Source organism: Nitrosomonas sp., from assembly GCA_016703745.1.
Classification (GTDB): Bacteria; Pseudomonadota; Gammaproteobacteria; order Burkholderiales; family Nitrosomonadaceae; genus Nitrosomonas.
Map to the genome: position 1 here is coordinate 2216096 of JADJBK010000006.1, position 13487 is coordinate 2229582.

19 protein-coding genes are annotated in these 13487 nt (G+C 47.7%); 7 read left to right on the top strand and 12 right to left on the bottom strand.

Going from position 1 to position 13487, the window contains the following annotated elements; translation table 11 throughout:
• Positions 1 to 13 precede the first annotated feature (13 nt).
• On the top strand, positions 14 to 994 hold the full coding sequence (locus tag IPG31_11675) for an IS5 family transposase (protein ID MBK6618977.1): 981 nt from the start codon (positions 14 to 16) through the stop codon (positions 992 to 994).
• A 102-nt stretch (positions 995 to 1096) separates the two neighbouring features.
• Here IPG31_11675 and IPG31_11680 read toward each other — a convergent pair whose 3' ends face one another.
• The 7 genes from IPG31_11680 to IPG31_11710 all read right to left on the bottom strand — a co-directional run bounded on the left by IPG31_11680 (position 1097) and on the right by IPG31_11710 (position 5579).
• Positions 1097 to 1753, bottom strand: a complete 657-nt coding sequence (locus IPG31_11680; GenBank protein MBK6618978.1) for a hypothetical protein — start codon at positions 1751 to 1753, stop codon at positions 1097 to 1099.
• Positions 1754 to 2234: 481 nt separating this feature from the next.
• Positions 2235 to 2699, bottom strand: a complete 465-nt coding sequence (locus tag IPG31_11685; GenBank protein MBK6618979.1) for a hypothetical protein — start codon at positions 2697 to 2699, stop codon at positions 2235 to 2237.
• Between the two features lie 169 nt (positions 2700 to 2868).
• The gene (locus tag IPG31_11690; GenBank protein ID MBK6618980.1) at positions 2869 to 3387 is read right to left on the bottom strand and encodes a hypothetical protein; all 519 of its coding nucleotides are present in this window, start codon (positions 3385 to 3387) and stop codon (positions 2869 to 2871) included.
• A gap of 168 nt (positions 3388 to 3555) precedes the next feature.
• Positions 3556 to 4140, bottom strand: a complete 585-nt coding sequence (locus IPG31_11695; protein ID MBK6618981.1) for a hypothetical protein — start codon at positions 4138 to 4140, stop codon at positions 3556 to 3558.
• Positions 4141 to 4298: 158 nt separating this feature from the next.
• Complete coding sequence (locus tag IPG31_11700; GenBank protein MBK6618982.1) at positions 4299 to 4706, bottom strand: PIN domain-containing protein; 408 nt, start codon at positions 4704 to 4706, stop codon at positions 4299 to 4301.
• Positions 4703 to 4951 carry an AbrB/MazE/SpoVT family DNA-binding domain-containing protein gene (locus IPG31_11705; protein ID MBK6618983.1) on the bottom strand — a complete coding sequence of 83 codons (249 nt, stop codon included), beginning with the start codon at positions 4949 to 4951 and terminating at the stop codon, positions 4703 to 4705. Before IPG31_11705 ends, IPG31_11700 begins: the two co-directional genes overlap by 4 nt.
• A gap of 430 nt (positions 4952 to 5381) precedes the next feature.
• Complete coding sequence (locus tag IPG31_11710) at positions 5382 to 5579, bottom strand: hypothetical protein (GenBank protein MBK6618984.1); 198 nt, start codon at positions 5577 to 5579, stop codon at positions 5382 to 5384.
• Between the two features lie 54 nt (positions 5580 to 5633).
• Here IPG31_11710 and IPG31_11715 point away from each other — a divergent pair, with 54 nt between their 5' ends.
• Positions 5634 to 7328, top strand: a complete 1695-nt coding sequence (locus tag IPG31_11715) for an FAD-binding oxidoreductase (protein ID MBK6618985.1) — start codon at positions 5634 to 5636, stop codon at positions 7326 to 7328.
• 74 nt (positions 7329 to 7402) lie between these two features.
• Here the strand turns inward: IPG31_11715 and IPG31_11720 are convergent, their stop codons facing one another.
• A complete protein-coding gene (locus IPG31_11720; protein ID MBK6618986.1) occupies positions 7403 to 8311 on the bottom strand; it encodes a PEP-CTERM sorting domain-containing protein in 909 nt (302 codons plus the stop codon).
• 531 nt (positions 8312 to 8842) lie between these two features.
• On the opposite strand from IPG31_11720, the gene IPG31_11725 reads away from it, so the two are divergent.
• Together IPG31_11725 and IPG31_11730 are read left to right on the top strand one after the other, a co-directional pair.
• Positions 8843 to 9076: a CopG family transcriptional regulator gene (locus tag IPG31_11725; protein MBK6618987.1), complete on the top strand. Its 234-nt coding sequence runs from the start codon at positions 8843 to 8845 to the stop codon at positions 9074 to 9076.
• Positions 9063 to 9326 carry a type II toxin-antitoxin system RelE/ParE family toxin gene (locus IPG31_11730; protein ID MBK6618988.1) on the top strand — a complete coding sequence of 88 codons (264 nt, stop codon included), beginning with the start codon at positions 9063 to 9065 and terminating at the stop codon, positions 9324 to 9326. Before IPG31_11725 ends, IPG31_11730 begins: the two co-directional genes overlap by 14 nt.
• 147 nt (positions 9327 to 9473) lie before the next feature.
• Here the strand turns inward: IPG31_11730 and IPG31_11735 are convergent, their stop codons facing one another.
• From IPG31_11735 to IPG31_11745, 3 genes are all read right to left on the bottom strand, one after another.
• The gene (locus IPG31_11735) at positions 9474 to 9686 is read right to left on the bottom strand and encodes a type II toxin-antitoxin system HicB family antitoxin (protein MBK6618989.1); all 213 of its coding nucleotides are present in this window, start codon (positions 9684 to 9686) and stop codon (positions 9474 to 9476) included.
• A 417-nt stretch (positions 9687 to 10103) separates the two neighbouring features.
• Positions 10104 to 10517, bottom strand: coding sequence for a type II toxin-antitoxin system VapC family toxin (locus IPG31_11740; GenBank protein MBK6618990.1), 414 nt, complete (start codon positions 10515 to 10517; stop codon positions 10104 to 10106).
• Between the two features lies 1 nt (position 10518).
• Positions 10519 to 10755 (bottom strand): antitoxin, encoded by a 237-nt coding sequence (locus IPG31_11745; GenBank protein MBK6618991.1) that lies wholly within the window; start codon positions 10753 to 10755, stop codon positions 10519 to 10521.
• A 488-nt stretch (positions 10756 to 11243) separates the two neighbouring features.
• Here IPG31_11745 and IPG31_11750 point away from each other — a divergent pair, with 488 nt between their 5' ends.
• Positions 11244 to 12515, top strand: a complete 1272-nt coding sequence (locus IPG31_11750; protein ID MBK6618992.1) for a hypothetical protein — start codon at positions 11244 to 11246, stop codon at positions 12513 to 12515.
• Between the two features lie 55 nt (positions 12516 to 12570).
• Here the strand turns inward: IPG31_11750 and IPG31_11755 are convergent, their stop codons facing one another.
• On the bottom strand, positions 12571 to 12789 hold the full coding sequence (locus tag IPG31_11755) for an IS3 family transposase (protein ID MBK6618993.1): 219 nt from the start codon (positions 12787 to 12789) through the stop codon (positions 12571 to 12573).
• Here IPG31_11755 and IPG31_11760 point away from each other — a divergent pair.
• Both IPG31_11760 and IPG31_11765 read left to right on the top strand, forming a co-directional pair.
• Positions 12736 to 12957 (top strand): hypothetical protein, encoded by a 222-nt coding sequence (locus IPG31_11760; GenBank protein MBK6618994.1) that lies wholly within the window; start codon positions 12736 to 12738, stop codon positions 12955 to 12957. The two genes, IPG31_11755 and IPG31_11760, sit on opposite strands and share 54 nt — an antisense overlap.
• A gap of 15 nt (positions 12958 to 12972) precedes the next feature.
• Positions 12973 to 13329 (top strand): hypothetical protein, encoded by a 357-nt coding sequence (locus tag IPG31_11765; protein ID MBK6618995.1) that lies wholly within the window; start codon positions 12973 to 12975, stop codon positions 13327 to 13329.
• Positions 13330 to 13487 lie beyond the last annotated feature (158 nt).

The following is a 13487-nucleotide window of genomic DNA, read 5'->3' on the forward strand; positions in this document are numbered from 1 at the left end:
ACCTTACCAACAGATGAGTTTTGCTGATGCCGAATACGCCAATAAGGGCAAAGTCACGCGCCGCGAGAAGTTTCTCGATCAACTTGACGGGTTATTGCCTTGGCAGGCTATGATTGATGTTATTGAACCACACTATGCGCCAGGCAATGGGCGTGGCCGCAAACCATTTGCCTTGGAATTGATGCTGCGCGCGCATGTTGCGCAAATTATCTACAACTATTCCGATCCGGGCATGGAAGATGCGCTGTATGAGATTGAATCACTGCGCCGTTTTTGCGGCATTCGTCTGGAAGCCGTGCCGGATGAAAGCACCATTTTGCAATTTCGGCATTTACTGGAAAAACACGGGTTAATGGATCAGATCTTCCAGGTCATCAACCAAACGCTGGGTGAGCGTGGGTTGTTCTTGAAAGCCGGCACCATCGTCGATGCCAGCCTGATTGCCGCGCCGACTTCAACCAAAAATAAGAGCCGGTCGCGTGATCCAGAAATGCATTCCAGCAAAAAGGGCAATCAATGGTTTTTCGGCAGCAAGTTTCATATCGGCGTCGATCATGAAACCGGGTTGGTGCATACGCTCAAAGTAACCTCGGGGCATGTCAGCGACGTTGCCGAAGCCGCCGCCCTGCTGCATGGCGAGGAACAGTTTGTCCATGGCGATGCCGGATATCAGGGGCTGGATAAACGCCCGGAGATGCCGGCAGAAAACCCTCCAGTCTGCGTAATCACGATGCGTCCGGGCAAACTGGCCAGGCTCACGAAAGACGATTCCGGCGCGGCTCAACTACTGCGCGGGGCCGCCCGCGAACTGGCGAAACGCCGCGCCAAAGTCGAACACGTGTTTCGGGATATCAAAATCCGCTTTGGGTATGCTAAAAATCGCTATCGCGGCCTGGCCAAAAATGCGGCCCGTTTGACCTTCCTGACAGCCATTGCCAACGTCATCCGTGGTGATGCTTATGAACGTCGATGTCTTGTTGCGTCTGAAATTTGAAAACAAGCCAGTAAATGAGCTTGTTTCCAGAGAGGAACGGCTGTTTTCATAAAAATCAGCGTCACTATTTGAAGTAGTGGTCAGTTTTTGAGTGACTGCCGTTCAGAATGTTTGTTTTTCAGAGGTTCCTAAAGTGAAAAAGTTGCTTGAGTTCTGTCCAGCAAAAACAGCTTCCGGCACTTTCAGCAACATGTCACTCACCCCATTACCAGGCTTACCGTTTCTGTTCGCATCGAGCAGAACATAATTATCAACGGTTGCATCCATATCCCAAAGTAATGTTCCAGCAATACCACTTGCATTACCGTTTGAATCAACTGATTGGCTGGATTGACCGCCGGTCGTTGAGGAAAAGAATTTCAGACCATCCAGGGATAGCAAACTGCCGCCTTGCGCCACGGGTTCACCGATATCTAGCACAAAATTGTAAAAACCATTGATACTCTGCAAGTCGCCAAATTTCACGTCATGCGTGAAATTTCCATTTTTGTTATCAAGGATGTTATTTATATCTGTGTTGTACCCCTGTTCGTTACCATTTTTTTGAATCCTGAGGAAGGAATTCAGCACACCGGTTCCGCTCGGCTGGGTTTGATCAAAGATAAACTCCAGTGCATGGCTGCCACTGGTTATGGTGCCGCTGTTGGCGGTAGTTAAATCTACTGTTGGTGCCGCGTTGATTTCATGTGCCATTGACATACTCAACGCCAGCGTGGTCGCCGTAATCGATAATATTGAAGTCAGTTTATTCGGTTTCATTTCATCGCCCCCCATTCAAATTAATCATTAAATTTTTTACTACTATATCTATACAAGCACGATTCATGCCAATATTTAAACCATATGATTATATTGTGGTTTGCCCGGAGAACAATATGCCTAACATGAAAATGTAAAGCTGATCGACACCGGATCACATGCTGCGGCTGACCAGAAATAACAAAACAAGTTACCGGGCAGGAACAGAATGTAATTGCCACGATGGAGGATGCTACCAGCGCGTACCACCCGATATTTCCGGCTGAACAGGTAGACGCAAACCGTATCCTATTGAACTACTGAATGTCGGATTTCTTTACACTTTTAAGAAATCCGCCTTATCTGCCAACCCCATGATGCATCAGTATTTTTCGTTTTCGCTTCGTCTTGTTTAAAGCTCTGAATGTTCAGAAGCGCCTTGACCGGGATTGTTGATCAGGCTTTTTTTCAGCGAATGCATGCTGGTGAAGAAATAACCTGGCTATAGCAATGAAAAGCTGCGCAAGACTGATTCAAGCTTTTTATCTTCCTTGGCCAGCTCGCGCAGGGCGTGCATCATGCGAATCAATCGCGAGCCATCGGGCGCGCTCAATTCGAGGTCATTTTCCAGGTCTTCCTCAATGCGGCGCAAACGCTCGTTCATTGGCCGCAGCGTGGTATACCGATCCCATACGATGAATCCAATCAGGCCAAACACACCGGCAATCATCACCAGCATGAGCTGTTGCAGAAATTCAAAGCGCTGATCAATTGAAGCAAAGCGATGGTCCATCTGCTCCTGCATGGCGGTAAAACGTATATTCATTTTGTCTTCCAGCGCTTTCTGCCCGGCCTTGATTTCAGCCAGAGACTCGATGATTTCCCGGTCAGAAATACGCGGTGCAACGTCGACCGCAGCCGCAGGCAGGGCAAGCATAATACTGAGCAAAAGGATTATTGTTCTCATCTTTTTATCCGGATTACCTATTGATTTATCAACATGATGCTACATCAAAAAACGGTTGATGGGCCGCATACTCATGGCCCTGTAACCTGGCCCCCTGCTTCTATTGGCGCTGACCAGGCTTACTGATCAGGTTTTTCCCAGCGCGTGTGTCGGCGGGAAAATGGCCGGGCTATAGCAATGAAAAGCTGCGTAAGACTGATTCAAGCTTTTTATCTTCCTTGGCCAGCTCGCGCAGGGTATGCATCATGCGAATCAACCGCGAGCCATCGGGCGCGCTCAATTCGAGGTCATTTTCCAGGTCTTCCTCAATGCGGCGCAAACGCTCGTTCATTGGCCGCAGCGTGGTATACCGATCCCATACGATGAATCCAATCAGGCCAAACACACCGGCAATCATCACCAGCATGAGTTGCTGCAGAAATTCAAAGCGCTGGTCAATCGAAGCAAAGCGCTGATCAATTGAAGCAAAGCGATGGTCCATCTGCTTCTGCATGGCGGTGAAACGTGTGTCCATCTGCTCCTGCATGGCAGAAAAACGCACATCCATCTTGTCTTCCAGCGCTTTCTGCCCGGCCTTGATTTCAGCCAGAGATTCAATGATTTCCCGGTCCGAAATACGCGGTGCAACGTCGACCGCAGCCGCAGGCAGGGCAAGCATAATACTGAGCAAAAGGATTATTGTTCTCATCTTTTTATCCGGATTACCTATTGATTCATCAACATGATGCTACATCAAAAAACGGTTGATGGGTCGCATACTCATGGCCCTGTAACCTGACCTCTGCTTCTATTGGCACTGACCAGGCTTACTGATCAGGTTTTTCCCAGCGCGCGCGTCGGCGGGAAAATGGCCTGGCTATAACAATGAAAAGCTGCGCAAGACTGATTCAAGCTTTTTATCTTCCTTGGCCAGCTCGCGCAGGGCGTGCATCATGCGAATCAACCGCGAGCCATCGGGCGCGCTCAATTCGAGGTCATTTTCCAGGTCTTCCTCAATGCGGCGCAAACGCTCGTTCATTGGCCGCAGCGTGGTATACCGATCCCATACGATGAATCCAATCAGGCCAAACACACTGGCAATCATCACCAGCATGAGCTGTTGCAGAAATTCAAAGCGTTGATCAATCGAAGCAAAGCGCTGATCAATTGAAGCAAAGCGATGGTCCATCTGCTTCTGCATGGCGGTGAAACGTGTGTCCATCTGCTCCTGCATGGCAGTAAAACGTGTGTCCATCTGCTCCTGCATGGCAGTAAAACGTGTCTCCATCTGCTCCTGCATGGCAGTAAAACGCACATCCATCTTGTCTTCCAGCGCTTTCTGCCCGGCCTTGATTTCAGCCAGAGATTCAATGATTTCCCGGTCAGAAATACGCGGCGCAACGTCGACCGCAGCCACAGGCAGGGCAAGCATGATGCTGAGCAGAAGGATTATTGTTCTCATCTTTTTATCCAGATTACCGGTTAATTCAGTAACATGATGCCACATTAAAAGACGGTTGATGGGTCGTATTACTCATGGCCCTGTAACCTGACTTCTAATTGGGCGTTAGTTTGCATAGATGCACATCAAGCTATTCAAAAGTATGCAATTTATCTGTTTTATGGGCTAACCGTTAAATACTCAAAATATTTAAAGCAAGCCGCTTTTTTATCAAACGTATACACACCGTTACAATTGGAAAATCTTGCAGAGTGGGCAATTAAAATATCTGACAGATCGAATTTGGTCTCTTTGCCAGACGTAATAAAGCCCTGAATAACGGCAGGCGCTTCAAATGACAAGACTGGCATCTGCATCAACTCATTCAGTGCAGATACAATGGCTTCATCAGCAATCGCATAGACGGATTGCAACACCCAAATGCTTTCCAAAACCACCAGCAAGGGCACAAATAAAACTACCTGATTCATCTCCGCCTGCTTAAACCGCTGATAAACCACCTGCGCCTGTTGAGCATCATCTTTAACCAGAAACCGGATTAACACATTTGTGTCCAAGGCCATCATACGAAGCGTTCCCGTATTTTTTGTTTGATTGCCGCATCCATTTCCTCAATCGACACCGGCTGTTGGCCCGGCTGATGCAACAGGCCAAAAACATCGTCCACTTTTTTAGTAATCGGACGCAGTAAAACCTCATTGTTTTCAGTCAAAATAAATTCTACTTTGTCGCCCACATGAAGACCTAAAGAATCACGAACGCTCTTGGGGATAGTCACCTGGCCTTTACTGGTCAGCGTTGTTTGCTGCATATCAATTCCTTACTTATTGGATACGGTAATACTTCATGGTAAGGCTTAAGGTGTTGCCGGTCAATATTATTGCAAAGGCGGATAACCTCTGATACCAAGACAAACACCATCTTAATCAATGGCTTTACAATTTATCGATATGATTTCATAAAAAACGGGAGGGGAGGCCACAAATCTTTTATGCCCTCGGGCGCCACATAAACCGCGCGTCAAATGCGTGAGAATATTAAAGTGTAAAAAAATCGACATCTTCTTATCACCGCTGACGTATCAGAGCAGAATGGCAGTATGCATCGGTGGTTTGCTGGGTAGACGTGACGTGAATAGCATCCCATCGAATGTCGGATTTCTTTACACTTTTTATCGCGGGATGAATTAATCTGCCGAAACTCAACCCAATGCCACAACCTTCGCCTGGATTTGATCTTTATCAGCACCAAGTGTAAAAAAATCCGACAAACTGCTGGTCGATACGTCCGCATGGCGCATGATCCAGCGATGCGTCCCGCATAACCGTTTTAATAAAAAAGAATAGTTGCCGTAATTGTTTATCATAACCATATAGTTCGCAGGTCTCGGTCAATCCGGCCTTCGCCGGATTTTTATCATACCGGGTTTCTGGCAGCAAGGCATTGTCAGGGTGCAGACAAAATTATTTTCTTTTTAACATGAGAGGGATGAAATGAGCTTAATCGAGCCAACCGATGTTACGGCAAACCAACCGGCGCAACCGCTGGATGCTTTTATCACCGCGCTGGGCGGCGCTTTCCGCGAAGATCAAATCTTACTATCGGGCAGCGAATACGATCTTTATGCCAAAGACCCGGCGGTCAATGCCCGTAAACCGGAAGCCTTTATTTTTCCGGAATCCCGTGAGCAGGTTCAGACGCTGGTCAAGCTGGCCGCTTTGCACCATGCCCGGCTCTGGGTGTACAGTACCGGAAAAAACTGGGGTTATCTGAACACCAGCGGCAGTGATAGCGGCATTGTTGTGATTCTTAACCGCATGAACAAGATTGTGTTCGTCGATGAAGAATTAGCTTATGCCATCATCGAGCCAGGGGTGACTTATGAAGCGCTGAGCCGCCATCTGATCGAGAATAATTTCAATCTGTGGACGGATTCTCCCGGTGGGCCGCCCACCGGGAGCGTCATCGGCAATGCGCTGGATCGCGGCGTGGGCGTCACCAAATATGGCGACCACTTTGCACATTTGTGCGGCTATGAAGTGGTGCTGGCCGATGGCAGCGTGATTCATACCGGCGTGGCTAGCCAGGAGGGCAACAAAGGCACAGCGCACCTGTACAAATGGGGAGTGGGGCCTTATGTTGAAGGGCTATTCAGCCAGTCGAACTATGGCATCGTTACCCAAGCCGGTATCTGGCTGATGCGCAAACCGGAAGATTACGCCGTCTTCAGCCTGAATATTCCGGATGATGCTGCGCTGGCCAAGTGCATGGATACCGTCCGGGAACTGATGCTCTCCGGCGTCATTCCCGAAACCGGGCGTTTTTCCAACAGCGTCGCCATCCTGACCCTGCTGACCCAGGCCATCGACGAAGGCGTGGAACCCGGAAAGGCCGTCACCCGCGAGCAGGTCGAGGCGCTCAAGCGTAAATATCATGTTCCCGGCTGGACCGGCTCGTTCGGCATCTATGGCAAGGCTCCTGTGGTCAAGGCATCACGCCAGGTTGCCAAAAAAACGCTGCTGGCGTCCCAGGGTTGCGCGCGGGTTAATGTCTTCACCAAAAAACGCGCGCAATTCATACGCGAAAAAATAGAATCCATCGAAAAGATCGAGTCCCGCCTGCTGCTCAAATTAATCGATTTCTTCTCGCGCAGGCTTTTTGGCTCATCACTTGCCCTGCTGCGGCTTTTTCCCGGGCTGATCGATCTGCACGAAGGCAAACCGGTGGAAACCGTGGTGCGCCGTGGCTATTTCCGCTACCAGAAAAAACGTCCCGCCAAAGATATTCATGTCGGGCGGGACGATCTGGGTATTTTATGGTCGGTACCGGTATTGCCGTTCAAAGGCAGCGAGGTCGTGGCGTTCACGCATCAATGCGAGCGACTGTTTAACGAATACAATTTCGATTTTTACATGACCACCATGATTTTCAACGCGCGCAGCGTTTGCCCGCTGATGGTGATTCTGTACGACCGGCTGGATGAAACCGAGAGCCAGCGCGCCGCAGCGCTTTATGGCGCCATCCTAGACCTCTCGCACCGCATGGGATACCAGCACTTCCGCGCAGGCATCAATGGCTGGGAAAAACTGTACCAGCGTTGCCCGGAACTGAAGGCGCTGAATCAAAAAATCAAGGCCGCGCTCGATCCGGAAGGTACATTATCACCCGGGCGGTATGGCATCGATTAGCAGTGAGGCCTTGCCAGGCTGAAAACAAGAAAGCCGGAAGAATTCCGGCTTTCTTGTTTGGAGCGTTTACTACTTTATGCCTGTTTTCTTCTTCTTGCGAAGCCCAGCATGCCCAAGCCAGCAGCCAGTAAAGCTAATGTGGCAGGTTCAGGTACTTTGGCAGCCTCAGTTTCCGCATTTGAAGAGTGGTTAATAGTGAATCTGTATGTACCTGGGTTAAGAAAAACACTGTTAGAAAAACTCGTGAGAGCTAACGTATACTCGTCGGTACCAGCAGTTGTTACGCCTCTGCTGGTATTCAATTCGCCCGGCGACCATCTAAAAAACTCAGCGCCATTTTGGGTGATTGTTGCGCTCCAAGCAATAGCGGCATTAGCAAGAACCTGATCTTGATGAAGCTCTGTATAAATTCTCGCTTGCGCATCAAACTCCAATCCAAAGTCAATGCCGACGCCACCTACTCCAAAGTCAAATGTTGTATTACTGGCTGCATTTGACTGAGCACCTGTTGAGCCAGTCATATTCTGAGTACCTTCAGAAACGACCCATACGTTACCTGCAGAACTTCCGCCGATCGTTTCCGTGAAAAGATTTTGATTATTGCCAAAGGTATCTGATCGACCGAAATTATCTTGAGTCGGATAGAAAGGGGCCGAAGTATTTAAAGTAATACCCGAGCAATTACCGATACAAGCAAGCTCAGCATCGTGACTATTCAACCCGCCAACGCCAACAGGGTTTTGAGTTCCTGTTATTGGTGCGCCGGGAATAGTCGCTGCCGCACTTGCCTGGGAAGTAGAAGCTGGGCTTAAACTCGAGAAGTCAGATCTATCTGCTTGCCTTCCAGCCGTATTATTAATAATCTTGACATCAAATAACTCGAGGTAAGAGTAGGCAATAGCACCTGCCATTGCTTGGGAAGACATGCCTGCCGTTGCAGCGACCGCTACAGCGATCAGCGTTTTTTTCATTTTGTTCATCATTAAAACTCCTTGTTGTTTGGTTTACAAAATCAGGTTAGCAGTAAATCAAGATTAACAAAAATTTCTCCTGCAATCATATATAAGCATTATTTGTGCCAGTTTATTTAACCTGTTGTTTGTTAATGTAAAGTTATTGAAATACAAAAAATTTTTGAGATAATATGTAGCAAGTGTAAAAAAAATCGACAGCGAAAGATATCAGTGAAGACATCGACGAGTCGAATCAACACAATCAATGGAATCAGACCCTACAGATAGAAAAATCCATCAATTTCATTTTGTAACCTCTTTGATGAAACGAACTGCCAGTTGTTAACGCCATGATACCGACATGGGGTTCTGGCGGTGATTTTCCAACAGAGGACCTCACCTCATTAGTTCATGCCCATGCTGGGCGTACACAGGGTGGTCAACACGGACACTCCGCCGATAAAACCGGCTCCACGCCGGTTACCTTTACGCCAGGAGGCTGTTTGACGCTTTGATGTCATAACGCTACAATGCGCAATGAACTAATATCTGGAGCATGCCATGGGCGAGACATCAAAGCGTTCCACAGTTTATTTCGACCCGCAATTGCACGCTGCACTTCGGCTGAAGGCGGCCCATACGCATCGTTCCCTATCAGATATAGTCAACGATGCTGTGCGTGCGGCGTTGGCGGAGGATCAGGAAGATTTGGCGGCATTCGAGGAACGCATTTCTGAACCGACGATGAGCTACGAGGCCTTGCTAGACGATTTGAAGGCTCATGGCAAATTATAAATTTGTTTTCAAAGAATCGGTCGCAAAGGATCTGCGGTCGATCCCGAACAAAGATGTTACCCGCCTTCTTCAGTGCATGCAGGCACTGCAGGAAAATCCGCGTCCTGTGGGCAGCGAAAAGCTTTCAGGACAAGAACGTTACCGAATCCGACAAGGTGTATACCGAATTATTTATGAGGTGGCAGATGAGCTTCTTGTCGTGACAGTTGTGAAGGTTGGCCACCGAAAGCATACCTACAAGCGCAGCTAATTGGGTAGCCGCATGAATTAATGGGTCTAATTAATGGCGTAATTAATGGGGTCCGAATTAATGGGGTCAGACCCTATAGATTTATACCACCTTCTCATAAAAGATCACATCCCTGGCTACGCAGATACTTGAGAAGTTCATTTCTCTTCATATTGCGATTTTTTCTTCCTTATAACCGCTGTCAGCGGCAGTCAGCGCATCCTGGCGGTTGAATTCCAAAGCCTCTCTTAGCGTGATCGCCAAGGTTTTCTTTAATTCGTCGCAAGTTTTTTCCTGGCAATTTACACCCGGGATTTCTTCGACCCACCCCACCCACCAGCCGTCTTCCTGTTTTACAATTGCCGTATATTCGTTTTGCATGATTATTACCTCCTTGCTCAGGAATCAAAGGGATCAGATTCGATCGATTTTTAAAATTATCGAGACAGACTATAGCACGCAGAATGTGGCGTGTGAGGGTGGGGCAAAAATGGAAAAAAGAAAAATAGAAAATTAAAAATAGGGTCAGACCCTAGAAAAATAGAGAAAAATAGGGTCAGAAAAATAGGGTCAAAAATAGGGGTCAAAAATAGGGTCAGACCCTATAGATAATAGGCGTATCCGTGCTTATTTCCTTTACTTTTTACTATAATTCCTTTTTGGAGGATTAAGCGATGCAGACCATCATTAATGTCGACGATCAGTTGTTTATGCATGTCAAATTACAAGCAACCAAACAGGGATGCACCTTAAAAGATGTCATGGAAAATTCACCTCATCCCAAAGGATTCCTCTCTATCACTCATTGAACCAGTTTTCAACTTTTAAATCGGGTATTCGAGAAAATTCTCGCTCATTCGCAGTCACCACGATTAAGTCTAACGAAAAAGCATGAGCGGCAATCAATAAATCATGGCAGCCAATTGGCAAACCTCTTTGCTCCAGATTGGCTAGGATGATTGCATAAGTCGCATCCGCAGAACCTTGAAAAGGCAACGTGGGCAAGCTTGCGAGAACTTGTTCGACATTAAAAGTTAGTTTTGGTGATCGCCTTTTAGCCGCGCCGTAACGTAATTCGCAAGCGACAATAATGCTGGTGCAGCTGTATTTTTCCCATCCTGAAACCAGCATTTTTTCGGCCAGCCTGCCCTGAGGATTTTTCACAAGCTCCGAGACTATATTGGTATCCAGCAAATAACGAAAGTCGCCCATCTTAGAAAATATCTTCAGGCTCGACAATCGGATCAACAATTTCGGGAAAATCCTCGTCCAGCATGGGCAAGATCGCCAGCAGTTCCTTCAAGCTTTTTTTTCTGACCGGTTCAATAATCAGTTTATCGCCTTCTTTGCGGATTATCGCTTCGGTACCTTCCAGTTCAAAATCGCGCGGAATTCGTATCGCCTGACTGCGGCCGTTTCTAAACAGGCTAACGTGTCGTTCGTTGTGCATGACAATCTCCAGATCATTGGTATATGAAAAAGCATATGCCAGGGTTGCCCACGCGTCAAGCATTCCCCAAGATACAAGATATGGGTCAGACCCTATAGATTACAGGCATATGCACGCTTATTTCCTTTGCTTTATGCTGCGTTCTGCTTGGAGTATCTCGCGTCAATTATCTTGGCCGCTTTGACGACAATTATGATGGCCGGTTGAGTTTATTAGCTACTTCATGATTTTTTCTGGTTTTTCCTCCTATAACTTTCACTGTCGATTTCGGTGATGGTTGCACTGGATTTTTCTGATCATTTGAGGCGAATAGTTGTTCTATTTAACGAAAAGGATCGGAAAACCCAGCCAGTCAGGCTCCTCCGCAGTATCAAACCCCTACGTGGAATGCGGCTCCTCCGTCTGTGACAAAGCTCACATGTACCTGGCAGATTTTCCGAGTATGCTCAGCAAGCGCACTATAAATAATAAATAACCGAGGAAGTGGTATGCAACCAGTCAGGGCAGCTGTTCTTTTGGGTATCGTTTCATATTTGATTTTTTCTGTTGCGCAGGGGCATACGCATGCCGGGCAATGGGAGAAAATCAGCATACCGGATGCGGTTATGACGGTGGTGGATGAGAATGGCGACTATCGCGATATCCGGCCCGGTTGCGCATTCAGTCATCTTCCCGATACGGCGGGTCTGCCGAACCAACCCTTTCATTTTTATTATCGAAAGGGTAAAGAAAGAGGTAACACCCTGATCTATTTCAATGGCGGCGGCGCCTGCTGGAATGATGCAACCTGCATGACCTCGCTGGCACTGGGTGAACGGCCTGTTTATAATCCAGCAATCGACCATCCGGAAAATATACCGGGCAGTGTGGGCGGCATTCTGAAGCAGTATAAAAAGGACAATCCGGTACGGGACTGGAATATGGTGTTCATTCCGTATTGCACGGGAGATGCGCATATTGGCTCAAAAGATACCGTTTACCGCGATCCGCTGGGGCTGATCAATGGAGGTAATCCGCTGATCGTGCAGCATCGTGGGTTTGATAATTTCATGGCGGTGCGGGAGTGGATCAAACACAATACCAGCCGCAAGAAAACCGAACATGTGCTGGTAGCTGGCTCCAGCGCCGGAGATTACGGCGCACTGCTCAATTTTCCCCGGCTACGCAATTTATATTCAAAACACACACAGGTCACTTTATTGGTGGATGCAGGGATGGGGGTGTTCACGCAGCCCTTTGTCGATCAAATTTTCAATCAAACGGATGGGGGGCGCTGGGGGGCTCAGGATAATCTCGCGACGTGGATTCCGGGGTTCGATCAGGCGGGGACCTACGATGCCACAACGTTGTATCAGCAAATTATGGCAGGAGTGGCAGGCTTTTTCCCCAAAACCCGCATTGGTCAATACACCGCTGCCTGGGATGGGGTGCAGGTGTTATTCCTGAATGTCATGCTGCAGACTGATGCCGGATCGGTCAATCCACTGGATTGGGCGAATATTCCTCCCCAAACCTGGCTGAGCTGGCATACGAGAATGCGTAACACGCTGGAAGTAACGGCACGGAAAAAGAATGTGGGTTTCTATCTCGGCGCGGGGACCGATCACGCGGCCTTGATTGATGTATTCAGACCTAACTATTTTTTTGATGAGCACAGCGCGCAAGGCGTGTTTCTGACTGACTGGGTGAAACGGCTGCTCAAGGATGACAAAAAATTGCGCAACCTGCGCTGTGATGGAGATTGCGGCGCGCCATTCTGATTGGTGGATCGTAACCGTCCAACGCTGGTGTGTCAACACTTTCCTGGACACAAAGTTAAGCAGAATTTTGCTGTAACTCGAAGTCAACGGGTGATATATATCCATTAGCTGAATGCAATCGCTCCCGGTTGTAAAACACTTCGATATATTCAAACACAGTCTGTTTGGCTTCTTCCCGGGAACGAAACGTTTCATGATGGATTAATTCGGTTTTTAAGGTATGGAAGAAGCTTTCCGACACGGCGTTGTCCCAGCAATTGCCCTTCCGGCTCATGCTTTGTTGGATGCCGTTCCGCTTTACCCCAATAACACGCAAAATTTAATTCCGATTGCCGGACAGAAAAGATACGTAGTTACTTTTTCTATTCGTTCAGCTTCTATTCAGTTTGCTTTCGCTATATTGGTTGCCAAGACAGAAACTTTTTTCTGTCGTCTAACTTGAAAAAGGAGAAACACCATGAAAACTAATCATTCTCTATTCATTGGGGTCACTTTGGTTTTTCTGTTGGCAGCCACATTTTTATTCTCTGCCAATGTACAGGCTCGTGACCGTCATCACGTTTATGGCAATCAATATAATCATTATTATGATGACCATAATCGTGGGCATCGCCGACATCACCACAAACACGCAAAACATCATCGCCATAATCACCACAATAATTACTACCCTCAGGTAAGGAGAGATGCCTACTACGCTCCTCAGTACTATCAACCACCTTATGGTGGTTATCGTGAGATTTACTATGGCGGACGCAATGATTTCTTCATGGGGTTACGTTCTGGCAACGCCAGTATTATGATAGGCTATTAGAAATGCGGCGCCTGGCATCGAGCGGTTGAAGAGGTACCAGGCGCTGCGTTATCCGCTTCTGTTGCCTTATCTGAGTCATTTTATAAATGAACTTATACGCTTGGTGCAAGTTATTTTTGTTTTTCAGTTTTTTCCTGATAGCCATGCAGATTGCAGGA

Coding starts and splice junctions, on each gene's coding strand:
- IPG31_11675 (MBK6618977.1), top strand. CDS start 14: ATGAGTTTTGCTGATGCCGAATACGCCAATAAGGGCAAAGTCACGCGC.
- IPG31_11680 (MBK6618978.1), bottom strand. CDS start 1,753: ATGAAACCGAATAAACTGACTTCAATATTATCGATTACGGCGACCACG.
- IPG31_11685 (MBK6618979.1), bottom strand. CDS start 2,699: ATGAGAACAATAATCCTTTTGCTCAGTATTATGCTTGCCCTGCCTGCG.
- IPG31_11690 (MBK6618980.1), bottom strand. CDS start 3,387: ATGAGAACAATAATCCTTTTGCTCAGTATTATGCTTGCCCTGCCTGCG.
- IPG31_11695 (MBK6618981.1), bottom strand. CDS start 4,140: ATGAGAACAATAATCCTTCTGCTCAGCATCATGCTTGCCCTGCCTGTG.
- IPG31_11700 (MBK6618982.1), bottom strand. CDS start 4,706: ATGATGGCCTTGGACACAAATGTGTTAATCCGGTTTCTGGTTAAAGAT.
- IPG31_11705 (MBK6618983.1), bottom strand. CDS start 4,951: ATGCAGCAAACAACGCTGACCAGTAAAGGCCAGGTGACTATCCCCAAG.
- IPG31_11715 (MBK6618985.1), top strand. CDS start 5,634: ATGAGCTTAATCGAGCCAACCGATGTTACGGCAAACCAACCGGCGCAA.
- IPG31_11720 (MBK6618986.1), bottom strand. CDS start 8,311: ATGATGAACAAAATGAAAAAAACGCTGATCGCTGTAGCGGTCGCTGCA.
- IPG31_11725 (MBK6618987.1), top strand. CDS start 8,843: ATGGGCGAGACATCAAAGCGTTCCACAGTTTATTTCGACCCGCAATTG.
- IPG31_11730 (MBK6618988.1), top strand. CDS start 9,063: ATGGCAAATTATAAATTTGTTTTCAAAGAATCGGTCGCAAAGGATCTG.
- IPG31_11735 (MBK6618989.1), bottom strand. CDS start 9,686: ATGCAAAACGAATATACGGCAATTGTAAAACAGGAAGACGGCTGGTGG.
- IPG31_11740 (MBK6618990.1), bottom strand. CDS start 10,517: ATGGGCGACTTTCGTTATTTGCTGGATACCAATATAGTCTCGGAGCTT.
- IPG31_11745 (MBK6618991.1), bottom strand. CDS start 10,755: ATGCACAACGAACGACACGTTAGCCTGTTTAGAAACGGCCGCAGTCAG.
- IPG31_11750 (MBK6618992.1), top strand. CDS start 11,244: ATGCAACCAGTCAGGGCAGCTGTTCTTTTGGGTATCGTTTCATATTTG.
- IPG31_11760 (MBK6618994.1), top strand. CDS start 12,736: ATGGAAGAAGCTTTCCGACACGGCGTTGTCCCAGCAATTGCCCTTCCG.
- IPG31_11755 (MBK6618993.1), bottom strand. CDS start 12,789: ATGAGCCGGAAGGGCAATTGCTGGGACAACGCCGTGTCGGAAAGCTTC.
- IPG31_11765 (MBK6618995.1), top strand. CDS start 12,973: ATGAAAACTAATCATTCTCTATTCATTGGGGTCACTTTGGTTTTTCTG.